The 13,907-nt window shown below is 62.6% G+C and carries 16 protein-coding genes and 1 pseudogene; 14 read left to right on the top strand and 3 right to left on the bottom strand.

Annotated elements, in window-relative coordinates; translation table 11 throughout:
• Positions 1–9: 9 nt before the first annotated feature.
• The 3 genes from IFT80_RS17145 to flgA form a co-directional block, all read right to left on the bottom strand.
• Positions 10–477 carry a flagella synthesis protein FlgN gene (locus IFT80_RS17145; RefSeq protein ID WP_192137938.1) on the bottom strand — a complete coding sequence of 156 codons (468 nt, stop codon included), beginning with the start codon at positions 475–477 and terminating at the stop codon, positions 10–12.
• A 49-nt stretch (positions 478–526) separates the two neighbouring features.
• Positions 527–832 carry a flagellar biosynthesis anti-sigma factor FlgM gene (flgM, locus tag IFT80_RS17140; RefSeq protein ID WP_122475953.1) on the bottom strand — a complete coding sequence of 102 codons (306 nt, stop codon included), beginning with the start codon at positions 830–832 and terminating at the stop codon, positions 527–529.
• 149 nt (positions 833–981) lie between these two features.
• The gene (gene flgA / locus IFT80_RS17135; RefSeq protein WP_185794498.1) at positions 982–1,734 is read right to left on the bottom strand and encodes a flagellar basal body P-ring formation chaperone FlgA; all 753 of its coding nucleotides are present in this window, start codon (positions 1,732–1,734) and stop codon (positions 982–984) included.
• 58 nt (positions 1,735–1,792) lie between these two features.
• Here flgA and IFT80_RS17130 point away from each other — a divergent pair, with 58 nt between their 5' ends.
• The 14 genes and pseudogenes from IFT80_RS17130 to flgK all read left to right on the top strand — a co-directional run bounded on the left by IFT80_RS17130 (position 1,793) and on the right by flgK (position 13,902).
• Positions 1,793–2,719 carry a chemotaxis protein CheV gene (locus tag IFT80_RS17130; protein WP_122475949.1) on the top strand — a complete coding sequence of 309 codons (927 nt, stop codon included), beginning with the start codon at positions 1,793–1,795 and terminating at the stop codon, positions 2,717–2,719.
• Positions 2,720–2,767: 48 nt separating this feature from the next.
• On the top strand, positions 2,768–3,595 hold the full coding sequence (cheR, locus tag IFT80_RS17125) for a protein-glutamate O-methyltransferase CheR (protein ID WP_122476757.1): 828 nt from the start codon (positions 2,768–2,770) through the stop codon (positions 3,593–3,595).
• Between the two features lie 235 nt (positions 3,596–3,830).
• Positions 3,831–4,238: a flagellar basal body rod protein FlgB gene (gene flgB, locus IFT80_RS17120; RefSeq protein WP_122475947.1), complete on the top strand. Its 408-nt coding sequence runs from the start codon at positions 3,831–3,833 to the stop codon at positions 4,236–4,238.
• A gap of 3 nt (positions 4,239–4,241) precedes the next feature.
• Entirely contained in the window at positions 4,242–4,685 is a 444-nt protein-coding gene (gene flgC / locus IFT80_RS17115; RefSeq protein WP_192137937.1) for a flagellar basal body rod protein FlgC, read from the top strand.
• Between the two features lie 15 nt (positions 4,686–4,700).
• Positions 4,701–5,402, top strand: a complete 702-nt coding sequence (gene flgD, locus IFT80_RS17110) for a flagellar hook assembly protein FlgD (RefSeq protein ID WP_122475944.1) — start codon at positions 4,701–4,703, stop codon at positions 5,400–5,402.
• Between the two features lie 28 nt (positions 5,403–5,430).
• On the top strand, positions 5,431–6,741 hold the full coding sequence (flgE, locus tag IFT80_RS17105; protein ID WP_192137936.1) for a flagellar hook protein FlgE: 1,311 nt from the start codon (positions 5,431–5,433) through the stop codon (positions 6,739–6,741).
• A 13-nt stretch (positions 6,742–6,754) separates the two neighbouring features.
• Positions 6,755–6,940 (top strand): hypothetical protein, encoded by a 186-nt coding sequence (locus tag IFT80_RS17100; protein WP_122475940.1) that lies wholly within the window; start codon positions 6,755–6,757, stop codon positions 6,938–6,940.
• Positions 6,941–7,173: 233 nt separating this feature from the next.
• On the top strand, positions 7,174–7,911 hold the full coding sequence (locus tag IFT80_RS17095) for a flagellar basal body rod protein FlgF (RefSeq protein WP_122475939.1): 738 nt from the start codon (positions 7,174–7,176) through the stop codon (positions 7,909–7,911).
• A gap of 49 nt (positions 7,912–7,960) precedes the next feature.
• Positions 7,961–8,746, top strand: coding sequence for a flagellar basal-body rod protein FlgG (gene flgG, locus IFT80_RS17090; protein WP_043186004.1), 786 nt, complete (start codon positions 7,961–7,963; stop codon positions 8,744–8,746).
• 70 nt (positions 8,747–8,816) lie between these two features.
• Positions 8,817–9,512: a flagellar basal body L-ring protein FlgH gene (flgH, locus tag IFT80_RS17085; protein ID WP_043186005.1), complete on the top strand. Its 696-nt coding sequence runs from the start codon at positions 8,817–8,819 to the stop codon at positions 9,510–9,512.
• 12 nt (positions 9,513–9,524) lie between these two features.
• A complete protein-coding gene (locus IFT80_RS17080; RefSeq protein ID WP_122475937.1) occupies positions 9,525–10,634 on the top strand; it encodes a flagellar basal body P-ring protein FlgI in 1,110 nt (369 codons plus the stop codon).
• An 11-nt stretch (positions 10,635–10,645) separates the two neighbouring features.
• Positions 10,646–11,176: pseudogene (locus IFT80_RS21920) on the top strand (rod-binding protein); the annotation flags it as partial.
• Positions 11,156–11,848 carry a flagellar assembly peptidoglycan hydrolase FlgJ gene (flgJ, locus tag IFT80_RS21915; RefSeq protein WP_446731002.1) on the top strand — a complete coding sequence of 231 codons (693 nt, stop codon included), beginning with the start codon at positions 11,156–11,158 and terminating at the stop codon, positions 11,846–11,848. The pseudogene IFT80_RS21920 and the gene flgJ, both read left to right, overlap by 21 nt.
• An 11-nt stretch (positions 11,849–11,859) precedes the next feature.
• A complete protein-coding gene (gene flgK / locus IFT80_RS17070; RefSeq protein WP_122475934.1) occupies positions 11,860–13,902 on the top strand; it encodes a flagellar hook-associated protein FlgK in 2,043 nt (680 codons plus the stop codon).
• Positions 13,903–13,907: the final 5 nt, after the last annotated feature.

The following is a 13,907-nucleotide window of genomic DNA, read 5'->3' as shown; positions in this document are numbered from 1 at the left end:
ACACACAGGTCAGGCCTGGCTGAGGGCGCGGTAGGTGGCCATTCGCGCAGTCGAGCCACGGCTGTTGTAGAGCGACGGTGGCTCGGCGCCAGTAAGTATGCGGATCTGGTTGGCGGTCGCCACCTGCTGGCGCACGATGCCTTGGCCCACCTCTGCATTGATGGCCTGGCACTGTGCGAGCAACTGACTCAACGCATCGCCCCGGGCCAGCAACGCATCGCCCAGGTGCGACTGGCGTGCCAGTGCCTGCAGGCCGTCGCGATCGGCGGACAGGCCGAGCTGCATGAGCAGGTGGCTGCGCCGGCGTCCGTTCTGCTCGAGCAACACGATCAACGACTGCTTCTGCGCCAGAATCGTTTCCAGAAGCTCCATGTCGCGGCTTTGCAACGCCAGCGACTCGTCGCGCAGCAGCTCGAGCAGCTGCCCTGCGTACGGGAGGTCTTCTTCAATCAGCTGCAACAGCGTTTGATCGTGCATGGTGAGCCCTGGCGTTGACGCGTCCAGAAACCCCGGCGCCTAGACTGGGCTAGCGCTGGGCTTCGAAATTGAGCATTTTGCTGGCAACGCGCTCGCTGTCGACTTTATAGCTGCCCTCGGCGATAGCCTGCTTGAGCTCGGCGACGCGGGCGCTGTTGACAGTGGGCTGATCGCTCAGCTTGTCGGTGATTTTCTGCATTTGCTGGGCCTGATCGCTCAAGGTGACCGGTTCCCCGCTCTTCACGGCGGGCGTGCTTGGCACGGCCGTGTCGGCGGCCACTTCCTTGGCAGGGCTGGTACGCGAAGTACCCTGCACTGACGGCGAGTTGCCCACTCGGTTGAAGTCGATAACCATTGTTCTGAACCTCTGGGTATTTGGACGCTTGCCTTGTTTTCGGCCAAATCCCGATTAACTTTAGGCGCTGTTTCGCAAATGCCCGATGCCGCGGCTACGGGCCCGTGTAGGCCCCTAGTGTAGGAAAACTCCGGTTCGCCGGCCAGCTTTTACATCGCCACTTCCACTTGTCCAGGCCCGGTGACGCGCGCCTTGACCACCCGTTTGGAGTTCAGGTTGCGTACGCGTATCTGCTCGCTCATGCCGCCCTGCGCCAGCGCTTCGCCCGGCATGCGGACCGCCAGGGTGCCGCTGCGGGCAATGATCACCACCTGATCACCCTTGAGCACCAGGGCCTGTTGTTCGAGGAATACCGGCGTGAGCACCTGGTCGATCACCGTCGGTCGGATCAGCTTCATGCCCACGGCCTCGTCCAGCGAGACCAGGAAGCCTTGACCCATCGCGCCGACGTCGCGTTCGCGCAACGCCACGTCGGCCTCCGTCAACACGCTGTCGCGCTTCAACGGCCGAGTGGTGGTCACCACCTCGCGAAACAGCCGGACCTGCGCCGGAACGAATACCGTCCACGGCGCAGCGCCTTCGCAGCGCACTCGCACGGTCACCCGGCCCATGGGTTGCGCCGGGCTTTCCAGGCTGGCCGACAGTTGCCGGTCGCAACCGGGCATGCGCAGACGCGGGTCGAGATTGTTCACTTCGATCTCGTAGCGGCCCTGGATTTGCGAGGTCGCCAGATAATCTTCAACAGTGAACTCAAGAAAACCCTGGGTGACACCGATAAGCTGTTCGGGCAATGTGACATTGTCGGCGCGCGCCGCACTGCCGAGCACCGCGCCACCCACCGTGGCAACGGCCCAGAATAAATACGCGGCGATGTGTCGAGAAACTGTCGTTTTTGCGTTCATGCAGTGCTAATAGCAAGGCCCGTGCCGATATCGAGCGGGTCGCAAGAGGAGTTTGGGCATGGCGGGTGTAATGGATTCGGTGAACCAGCGCACGCAGCTGGTTGGGCAGAATCGCCTGGAGCTGTTGTTGTTTCGCCTCAATGGCAAGCAGCTCTACGGGATCAACGTCTTCAAGGTCAGGGAGGTGCTGCAATGCCCCAAACTGACGGTATTGCCGAAGTCCAACCCGGTGGTTCGCGGCGTGGCCAACATCCGTGGCGCGACCATCCCGATCCTCGATCTGGACATGGCCACGGGTGCTGCGGGCCTTGTCGCATCGACCGATACCTTCGTCATCATCACCGAGTACAACACCAAGATTCAGGGCTTTCTGGTGCATTCGGTGGAACGTATCGTCAACATGAACTGGGAAGAGATCCATCCGCCACCCAGGGGCACCGGCCGCGATCACTACCTGACGGCCGTCACCCGCGTGGATAACCAGTTGGTGGAGATCATCGACGTCGAGAAAATCCTCGCCGAAGTAGCGCCGACCTCCGAAGCGATCTCGGTTGGCGTGGTCGACGAGGAGACGCACAGCAAGGCCGTTTCCCTGCGCGTGTTGACCGTCGACGATTCATCGGTGGCACGCAAGCAGGTGACCCGTTGCCTGCAGACCGTGGGGGTAGAAGTGGTGGCCTTGAACGACGGCCGCCAGGCGCTGGAATACCTGCGCAAGATGGTCGACGAGGGCAAGCGTCCAGAGGAGGAATTCCTCATGCTGATCTCCGACATCGAGATGCCGGAGATGGACGGCTACACGCTGACCGCCGAGATCCGCAGCGACCCACGCATGCAGAAGCTGCACATCATTCTGCATACGTCGTTGTCAGGGGTGTTCAACCAGGCCATGGTCAAGAAGGTCGGCGCCGACGATTTCCTTGCCAAGTTCCGCCCCGACGACCTGGCGGCACGGGTCGTCGATCGCATCAAGGCAGCAGTATGAATGCCGGGCGCCAGCGCCCGGCCTACCGAACCAGCAAGAGGCGGCACCGTGTCTACGGGTAATTTGGATTTTGATCAGTTCCGGGTCTTCCTGGAAAAAGCCTGTGGCATTCTCTTGGGCGAGAACAAGCAGTACCTCGTTGCCAGCCGCCTGAACAAGCTGATGGAGCAGCAGGGCATCAAGTCCCTGGGCGAACTGGTGCAGCGTATCCAGACCCAGCCGCGCAGCGGTCTGCGCGAGCAGGTGGTGGACGCCATGACCACCAACGAAACCCTGTGGTTTCGCGACACCTATCCCTTCGAAGTGATGAAGAACAAGGTTTTGCCCGAAAGCATCAAGGCCAGCCCCGGCGCACGCCTGCGTATCTGGTCGGCGGCGTGCTCGTCCGGCCAGGAACCCTATTCGCTGTCGATGACCATCGACGAGTTCGAGCGCAGCAACCTGGGACAGCTGAAATCGGGCGTGCAGATCGTTGCCACCGACCTGTCCGGCAGCATGCTGACCAACTGCAAGAGTGGTGAGTACGACAGCCTGGCGATCGGCCGCGGCCTTTCCCAGGAGCGCCTGCAGCGCTATTTCGATCCCAAGACGCCAGGGCGCTGGGCGGTCAAGGCGCCCATCCGCAGTCGCGTCGAGTTTCGTGCGTTCAACCTGCTCGACAGCTATGCGGCGTTGGGCAAGTTCGACATCGTGTTCTGCCGCAACGTGCTGATCTACTTTTCCGCACAGGTCAAGAAAGACATCCTCACCCGTATCCATGGCACCCTCAAGCCGGGCGGCTACCTGTTCCTGGGTGCATCCGAAGCCTTGAACGGCTTGCCCGAGCTGTATCAGATGGTGCAGTGCAGCCCCGGCATCATCTACCAGGCCAAGTGACCTTGCGCCTGGCGCGCCTCCTTCACCCAGGCGTGCGAACAAGGCGCACGGGCGGCAATTTTTCTGGCGCCAGCGTTGCCGCTTTTCCCCTCCAGCGGAAATTTCTTGCCGCTTTTCTGGCATCACCCAACGCCTGATAGGCCCGCAACCCGCATGGGACGGGCTTTTTGAGACTTGGCACACTGATTGCTATCTATCCTGCACGAACCATCTGGTCTGCCGCATAGGTACCAACATGAGCATCAGTTTCGACAAAGCGCTGGGCATTCACGAGCAGGCCTTGGGCTTTCGCGCCAAGCGCGCCGAAGTGCTGGCCAACAACATCGCCAACGCCGACACGCCCAACTACAAAGCTCGGGACCTGGACTTCGCCTCGGTGCTGGCAGCGCAGAACGAGCAGAACGGCAAAGGTGCCTTCGGCCTGCAGACCACCAGCAGCAAGCACATCGCCGCCCAGGGCTTCAGCTCGGGCGACGAGACCTTGCAGTACCGCATTTCCACGCAGCCTTCGCTGGACCAGAACACCGTCGATGCGCAGATCGAGCAGTCGAACTACGCCGAGAACTCGGTCAACTTCCAGGCCAGTTTCACCCTGCTCAACAGCAAGTTCAAAGGGCTGGTATCGGCCCTTCGCGGAGATTAAGCCATGTCCCTTGCCAGCGTCTTCAACATTGCCGGTAGCGGCATGAGTGCGCAGACCACGCGCCTGAACACCGTGGCGAGCAACATCGCCAACGCCGAAACCGTGTCGTCCAGCATCGACCAGACCTACCGCGCACGGCATCCGGTGTTCGCCACCATGCTTCAGGGCCAGCAGGCCGGCGACAGCGGTTCGCTGTTCCAGGAGCAGGATTCGGCGGGGCAGGGTGTGCAGGTCACCGGCGTGGTCGAGGACCAGAGCGATCTGGAAGCGCGCTACGAGCCCAATCACCCGGCGGCGAACAAGGATGGCTACGTCTACTACCCGAACGTCAACGTGGTCGAGGAAATGGCCGACATGATCTCGGCCAGTCGTTCCTTCCAGACCAACGCCGAACTGATGAATACCGCAAAGACCATGATGCAGAAGGTGCTGACCCTGGGTCAGTGATAGAGGCGAGCGCAGATGACGACTACCAGCATTAACAATGGCGTGAGCGCCTCGGTCCTGGACTCATTGCAGAAGACCACCAGCAGCACCGACAGCTCGACCGGCACCGCCGGCAGTGCGTTGGGCAAGGACGCGTTCCTGCAGCTGCTGGTGACCCAGATGCAGAACCAGAACCCCCTCGATCCCCAGGACAATGGCGAGTTCGTCGCTCAGCTGGCGCAGTTCAGCAGCCTGGAAAGCATGCAGAGCCTGAATGCGTCGGTGGGCACCATCGTCAACAACTACCAATCGTCCCAGGCGCTGCAGGCCTCGTCGCTGGTCGGCCGCTCGGTCATCGCCCAGACCGATACCGCCGTGGTCGACCCCACCAAGGGCCTCACCGGCTCGGTGGCGCTGACCTCGTCGAGCAGCAACACCACGGTCGGCGTCTACGACGCCAAAGGTGACCTTGTGCGCAATATCGATCTGGGTAGCCAGTCCGCCGGCAACGCCGCCTTCACCTGGGATGGCAAGGACAGCAACGGCGCGGTTGCCGCTGCCGGCACCTACACCTTCAAGGCTGCAGCCACCGTCGACGGTACCGCCACGGCCATGAGCACCTACCTTCCAGCCACGGTGAACAGCGTCACCATGGGCACCAACGGCGGTGAATTGACCCTCAACCTCGCTGGACTGGGTAGCGTTGCGCTGTCGAAAGTCCAAACCATCGGAATTTGAGCCGCTTCGTCCGGCGCAGGAGTACAGCATGACTTTCAATATCGGCCTCAGCGGTCTTTCGGCAGCTAACAAGGCGCTCAACGTCACCGGCAACAACATTGCCAACGTCGCGACCACCGGCTTCAAATCCTCGCGCGCGGAATTCGCCGACCAGTACGCCGCGTCCATTCGCGCCACGGCCGGCAAGACCAGCGTGGGCAGCGGTGTGACCACCGCTGCCGTGTCGCAGCAGTTCACCCAGGGCAACATCGCCTCGACCGGGCAGAGCCTCGACCTGGCGATCAACGGCAACGGCTTCTTCGTGCTCAACGATGGTGGCCAGAAGCTCTACACCCGTGCCGGTGCCTTCTACAGCGACAAGGACGGCAACGTCGTCGACGTGAGCGGCAACAACCTGCAGGGCTACAACGCCCAGGACGGCGTAGTGCAGACGGGCGTCTTGACCAACCTGAAAATCGACTCCGCGAACCTGCAGCCCAAGGCGACCTCGAAAATCGCCGAAACGGTCAATCTCAACTCCAGCGCGCCGCAGGCGACCATTACCCCGTTCGACCCGGGCAACGTCAAAAGCTACAACTACACCTTCAACACCGATGTGTACGACAGCCTGGGCAACGCCCACCAGATGAACCAGTACTTCGTCAAGGATGCCACGGCCAACAGCTGGACCATGCACACCACCATCGACGGTCGCAATCCGTCCGATCCGACGGCCACCACGCCGTTGGTTAATACCTTGAGCTTCAAGTCCGACGGCAGCCTCATCGTGCCCGCTCAGGGTAACGTGCCTGGTGGCCTGGGCATCAACGCCGACAAGAGCTTCAACCTCGCCGGCTGGGTGCCTTCCACCCGTGGCGCCGATGGAACCTGGACACCCAACGGCGCGACGGCCAATGCCGGTGGCGTGGCGTTGGACATGCTGGCGACCACGCAATACAACTCGGCATCGGCCACCTCGGCCAAGACCCAGGACGGCTACGCCACGGGTGAGCTGACCGGTCTGTCGGTGGACGGCACGGGCAACATGTTCGCCAACTTCACCAACGGCCAGAACAAGGTCATCGGTCAGGTGGCCATGGCCAGCTTCGCCAACATGCAAGGCCTGGCGCCCAATGGCGGCACCAACTGGAAGGAGTCGTTCGCTTCCGGTACCGCCGTGATCGGTACGCCCGATACCGGTGTCATGGGCAACCTGCAGTCCCAGGCGCTGGAAGACTCCAACGTCGACCTGACGGCCGAGCTGGTGAACCTGATCAAGGCGCAAAGCAACTACCAGGCGAACGCCAAGACCATTTCCACCGAAAGCACCGTGATGCAGACCATCATCCAGATGACCTGATGAGGGCAGGGCAGTGATCCGGTGTCTGTGTGCAGCCCTGGCCATCGCCGCAACCTGCGCGATGGCCGTGGCGGCGCCCGCGCCCTGGTACACCTACCAGAGCCTGGCGAGCGGCCGCTACCTGTGCAGTCAGGTCGACCCTGGCCCGCATTACCGTCGCTTCGCCGGGCCGTTCAGCAACGCCGGCTGCCGTCGTTGAACACGGCGCCGTCGAGCCTCGCCCTGATGTCGCGACGTAAATCCATTCTCCCGTTGCCGCTAGCGGCAATCCGGCGCCGACTTTTCGGCGTCAAGCTTTCAGTCCGCTTCGGCCGCACCGCTGCAACCCCCGTCCTAGAGGGGCTGTAGCCGTATTGGCAAAGTTGGCCCGCATATTGCTCTACCTCTCTCAGTACAGCAGTAGACGGCATTCGCCCGTCGAGGGAGACAACTGTGGACAAGATGCTCTATGTGGCAATGACCGGTGCCAGCCAGAACGCGCTGGCGCAGAAGGCGCATGCCAACAACCTGGCCAACATTTCCACCACCGGCTTCAAGCGTGACCTCGAACAGGCGCGTTCCATGCCGGTGTTCGGCGATACCTTTCCTTCGCGGGCCTATGCCCTGACCGAACGTCCGGCCACCGATTTCAGTGGCGGCGCGCTGCAGGAAACCGGCCGGGACCTGGACGTCGCGGTGGGCGGCAACGGCTTCATCGCCGTACAGACACCCGACGGCGGCGAAGCCTACGTCCGCACCGCCAGCATGAACGTCGACGCGCTCGGTGTGCTGCGCGCCGGCAATGGTTTGCCGGTCATGGGCAACGGCGGTCCGATCGCCGTGCCGCCCGACGAGAAAATCGAAATCGGCATGGACGGCACCATCAGTATTCGTGGTCTGGGGCAGGCCCCCAACGTCATGGCCCAGGTCGACCGCATCAAGCTGGTCAATCCGGACGTGAAAACCCTGACCAAGGGCCTGGACGGTCTGATCCACACCTCCAGCGGCCAACCGGCACCTGCCGACGCTGCGGTCCGCGTCGAGTCCGGCTTCCTGGAAGCGAGCAACGTCAATGCGGTCGAGGAAATGACCTCCGTGCTGGCGCTCTCCAAGCAGTTCGAACTGCACATCAAGATGATGAGCACCGCCAAAGAAGGCGACGAGGCCATGGCCCGGGTCTTGCAAATCTAATTCCAGCGTAGCGATCGCGCCGTAAACCAGGCGCTCCAGGAGAAGACACATGCTTCCAGCACTATGGGTCAGCAAGACCGGCCTCCAGGCTCAGGACACCAACCTGACCACGATTTCCAACAACCTGGCGAACGTGTCGACCACGGGTTTCAAGCGCGATCGCGCCGAATTCCAGGACCTGCTCTACCAGATCAAACGTCAGCCCGGTGCCCAGTCGACCCAGGACAGCGAACTGCCGTCGGGCCTGCAGGTCGGTACCGGTGTGCGCATTGTCGGCACCCAGAAGAACTTCACCGCCGGCAGCCTGCAGACCACCGACCAGCCGCTCGACATGGCTATCAACGGTCGCGGCTTCTTTCAGGTGATGCAGCCTGACGGCACCGTTTCCTACACGCGTGACGGTACCTTCCACCTGAACTCCGACGGCCAGATCGTCACCGCCCAGGGCCTGGCGCTGGAACCTGCCATCGTCGTTCCCAACGAAGCGCAGACTTTCACTGTAGGAACCGACGGCACCGTGTCCATCACCACCGCCGGCAACGCCGCTTCGCAGGTGATCGGCAACCTGCAGACCGCCGACTTCATCAACCCGGCCGGCCTGCAGGCCATCGGTGGCAACCTGTTCCTGGAAACCGCCTCCAGCGGCGCGCCGCAAGTGGCAACGCCCGGCCTGAACGGCGCCGGTACGGTACTGCAGAACACCCTGGAAAACTCCAACGTGAGCACTGTGGAAGAGCTGGTCAACATGATCACCACCCAGCGTGCCTACGAGATGAACTCCAAGGTCATCTCCACTGCCGACCAGATGCTGCAGAACCTGACCCAGAACCTGTAATTCGGGTCCATCCGTAATCCCCAAGCTACCTGGGCGCCGCGTGCGCCGGCTACACCGTGAGGTCTGTGTCATGCGTCGTGTCTCGATTGTTCTTGCCCTGAGTGGAATGGCCTTGCTGACCGGTTGCGTCGCGCCGCCGGCCAAGCCCAACGACCCGTACTACGCCCCGGTGCTGCCGCGCACTCCGATGCCTGCCGCCGCCAACAATGGCTCGATCTACCAGGCCGGCTTCGAGCAGAACCTGTACAGCGACCGCAAGGCGTTCCGCGTGGGCGATATCATCACCATCACCCTCAACGAGCGGACCAGTGCCAGCAAGAGCGCCAACTCCAAGGTCGGCAAGGACAGCAACAACAGCCTGGGCCTGACCTCGCTGTTCGGAGCGGGTGTGAACACCAACAACCCGCTGGGCAGTGGCGACCTGAGCCTCAATGCAGGCTACAGCGGCACTCGCGCCACCAACGGCACCGCGGCGGCAGCGCAGAACAACAGCCTGACCGGTTCGGTCACGGTCACGGTGGCCGACGTGCTGCCCAACGGCATCATCTCGGTTCGCGGGGAGAAGTGGATGACGCTCAACACCGGCGAAGAGCTGGTGCGCATTTCCGGTCTGGTCCGCGCCGATGACATCGCCACCGACAACACCGTGTCCTCGACGCGGGTAGCCGATGCGCGCATCACCTATTCGGGCACCGGTTCGTTTGCCGAGGCCAGTCAGCCGGGTTGGTTCGACCGGTTCTTTGCCAGTCCACTGTTTCCTTTCTGAGTGCGCCCGTCCATGCTCAACTTCAAACACCTGATCGCCGCTGCCCTGCTGTTGTCCGCCGCGTTCGGCGTTCAGGCCGAGCGCCTCAAGGACATCGCCAGCATTTCCGGCGTGCGCACCAACCAGCTGATCGGCTATGGCCTGGTCGTGGGCCTCAATGGCACCGGCGACCAGACCACGCAGACGCCATTCACCCTGCAGACCTTCAACAACATGCTCTCCCAGTTCGGCATCAAGGTGCCGCCGGGCTCGGGCAACGTGCAGCTCAAGAACGTTGCCGCCGTGTCGATCCATGCCGACCTGCCGGCGTTCGCCAAGCCGGGACAGGTGGTCGATATCACCGTGTCGTCCATCGGCAACTCGAAAAGCCTGCGCGGTGGCAGCCTGTTGATGACCCCGCTCAAGGGTATCGATGGCAACGTCTATGCCATCGCCCAAGGCAACCTGGTCGTCGGTGGTTTTGACGCCGAAGGCCGCGACGGGTCGAAAATCACCGTCAATGTGCCGTCGGCAGGACGGATTCCTGGCGGTGCCAGCGTCGAGCGTGCCGTGCCCAGTGGCTTCAATCAGGGCAACAGCCTGACGCTGAACCTCAACCGCTCGGACTTCACGACCGCCAAGCACATCGTCGACAAGATCAACGAGCTTCTTGGCCCGGGAGTTGCACAGGCTATTGACGGGGGCTCGGTGCGCGTCACTGCTCCGGTCGACCCCAGCCAGCGCGTGGACTACCTGTCGATCCTCGAGAACCTCGATGTCGACGTAGGGCAGGCGGTGGCCAAGGTGATCATCAATTCGCGCACCGGCACCATCGTGATTGGCCAGAACGTCAAGGTATCGCCTGCGGCAGTGACCCACGGCAGCCTGACGGTGACCATTACCGAAGACCCGATCGTCAGCCAGCCAGGGCCTTTGTCCGGTGGCGAAACGGCGGTGGTGCCACGTTCGCGGGTCAGCGCCCAGCAGGAAGCCAAACCGATGTTCAAGTTTGGCCCTGGCACCACGCTCGACGAGATCGTCCGCGCGGTCAACCAGGTGGGGGCAGCGCCCGGTGACTTGATGGCCATTCTCGAAGCCCTGAAACAGGCCGGCGCATTGCAGGCCGACCTGATCGTGATTTGAGGTAACAGCTGATGGAAATGCCGAATGGTGGAGTATCGGGAACACGGGATTCGGGGGCTTACACAGACCTCAATCGCCTGAGCTCGTTGAAAGTCGGGGATCGCGACAGCGAGGCCAACCTGCGCAAGGTGGCCCAGGAATTCGAGTCGCTGTTCCTCGGTGAAATGCTCAAGTCCATGCGTTCGGCAAATGACGTGTTGGCCAAGGACAACCCGCTGAACACCGAAACCACCAAGCAGTACCAGTCGATGTACGACCAGCAGCTGTCCGTGACCCTCTCCAAGGAAGGTGGCGGTATCGGCCTGCAGGACGTGCTCATGCGCCAGTTGTCCAAGACCAAGGGCGTGGCCCGTGCCGGCGCGAACCCGTTCGCCCATGCCGACAACAGCTTGAACAAGCCGCTGGGTGCCACTCGCGACGCCTCGGCCGATGCCAAGGCCGCCGGCAGCGTCGGCCACAACGACATGGCCTTGCTCAACCAGCGTCGGCTGTCGTTGCCCAGCAAGCTTGCCGACCGTCTGGTGGCCGGCATCGTGCCGTCGGCGGCCACCGAAGCAGGGGCAGCCAGCGGCAGCAAGAACCTCATCAACGTTGCGGCCGATGCACCGCTCAACAGCCTGGCCAAGACCGTGCGCAGTGGCGCTGCGGTCGAGGGCAGCAGCCTGGCGAAGAGCGTCGCCCAGCCGCCCCTGGCCCCGGCCAAGCGCGCGTTCGCCTCGTCCGACGAGTTCATCGCGACCATGCTGCCGATGGCCGAAAAAGCCGCTGCTCGCATCGGTGTCGACCCCAAGGTGCTGGTCGCCCAGGCGGCGCTGGAAACCGGCTGGGGCAAATCGATCATGCGCGCCGACGACGGCAGCAGCAGCCACAACCTGTTCGGCATCAAGGCCACCGGCAACTGGAAAGGCGAGAACGCCCGCGCGATCACCAGCGAATTCCGCGACGGCCAGATGGTCAAGGAAACCGCCGATTTCCGCTCATACACCTCGTACGAAGACAGCTTCCACGACCTGGTCAGCCTGTTACAGAACAACGATCGCTACCAGGGCGTGGTCAAGTCCGCGGACAACCCCGAACAATTCGTCAAGGAACTGCAGAAGGCCGGCTACGCCACCGACCCGAACTACGCCAGCAAGATCTCTTCCATCGCCAAGCAGATGCAAGGCTATGAGAACTACGCTCGCAGCAGCACCAGCGCTACCACGAATCTATAAGGTTTGAACCCATGTCGAATCTGATCTCCATTGGGCTGTCCGGTCTGGCGTCCAGCCAGGCATCCCTGGCGACCACCGGTAACAACATCGCCAACGTCGCGACTGCGGGCTATTCCCGGCAGTCGGTGGTGAACACTGCCAGTGGCTTGCAGAACATCGGCGTGGGCTATCTGGGCACCGGCACCACGATCTCCGACGTGCGCCGTATCTACAGCAGCTATATGGATACCCAACTGCAGACCAGCACTGCGTTGAGCAACGACGCGAGCGCGTACAGCACCCAGATCAACAGCATCGACAAACTGCTGTCCGATGGCAGCACGGGTATCAGCGCCGTGCTCAGCAGCTTCTTTTCCGCCGTGCAGACCGCAGCGGCGAACCCGAGCGATACCTCGTCGCGGCAACTGCTGCTGACCCAGGCGCAAACCCTGAGCAATCGCTTCAATTCGATTTCGTCGCAGTTCAGCCAGCAGAACGACAGCATCAATGCGTCGTTGACCACCCTGACCGGCCAGGTCAACAAGCTGAGTGGCAACATCGCCGAACTCAACCGGCAGATCACCGAGATGTCGGGCACCGGTTCCACGCCCAACAGCCTGCTCGATGCGCGCAACGAAAACGTTCGCCAGCTCAACGAGCTGGTCGGTGTGAGCGTGCAGCAGCGTGACGGCAACTACGACGTCTACCTGGGCTCGGGGCAGTCGCTGGTGACCGGCAGCTCGGCCAATTCGCTGGTGGCCACACCCGGTGTGGCCGACAAGAGCCAGTATGGCCTGACCATCCAGTATCAGGGCTACAGCACCGACGTGACTTCGGTCACCACCGGCGGCGAGATCGGCGGCCTGCTGCGCTTTCGCAGCGATGCGCTGAACCCGGCAATCAACGAGCTGGGGCGCACCGCCATTGTCGTGAGCGACACCTTGAACGGCCAGTTGGGCAAGGGTATCGACCTCAACGGTGACTTCGGTTCGTCGGTATTCGCCAGCATCAACAGCGCCACCGCCACGGCCAACCGCAGCCTGGCGGCGTCCACCAACAGCGCAGGTTCGGGCAACCTGAGCGTTACCGTTGCCGACTCCAGCAAGCTGAGCATCTACGACTACAACGTCAAGTTCAGCAGCACCACCGCCTACAGCGTGACCCGTTCGGACGGCACCTCGATGGGCAGCTTCGACCTGGGCAGCAATCCTGCACCCGTGATCGACGGTGTCACCCTGGGCCTGAACGGCAAGGTTGCCAGCGGCGACAGCTTCGTCGTCACACCGACGCGCAGCGGCGCGAGCGCTATCACCACCACACTCACCGATTCGAACAAGCTGGCTTTTGCCGCGCCGCTCACCGGCACGGCGACCGTCGGCAACTCGGGCACCGGCACCTTCACCCAGCCGGTGCTGGGCAGCAAGCTGGACATCTACAGTGGCACGGCCCTGAGCCAGTTGCAGAGCGGCATCGAAACCTCGTCGCCGGTCAAGCTGGTGTTCGGCAAGACCACCGACGGTGCGCAGAGCTACAGTCTGTTCAACGCGTCAGGCACCAGTATTGGCAGCGGTACCATCGTGCCTGGCCAGAGCAACAACCTGAGCCTGACCGTGCCGGTGGTAGGTGCCGACGGCAAGCCCGTCAACGGCGCCGACGGCAAGCAGCTCACCTTCAGTTTCGACACCACCGTGGGCGGCACCCCTGCGGTCAACGACAGCTACACCGTGTCGTTCAACGCCGATGGCAAGTCCGACAACCGCAATGCCACGCAATTGCTGGCGTTGCAGACCAAGGCCACGGTTGGCGCCACGGCGGGCAACCCCGGCATGAGCTTCACCAGTGCCTACGCATCGCTTGTGGAGCGGGTTGGCGCCAAGGCCAGCCAGGCCACCGTCGACACCAAGGCCACCGGTGCGGTGCTGACCCAGGCCAAGACCAACCGCGACTCGGTATCGGGTGTCAATCTGGACGACGAAGCCGCCTCCCTGGTGAAGTTCCAGCAGTACTACACGGCGTCCTCGCAGATCATCAAGGCTGCGCAGGAAACATTCAGCGTCCTGATCAACGCCCTCTAAGGAAT

It is taken from the genome of Pseudomonas sp. CFBP 8771, from assembly GCF_014841695.1.
GTDB lineage: Bacteria > Pseudomonadota > Gammaproteobacteria > Pseudomonadales > Pseudomonadaceae > Aquipseudomonas > Aquipseudomonas baltica.
Note: the sequence above shows the minus strand (reverse complement) of the source record. Positions and strands in the feature narration are given on the sequence as shown.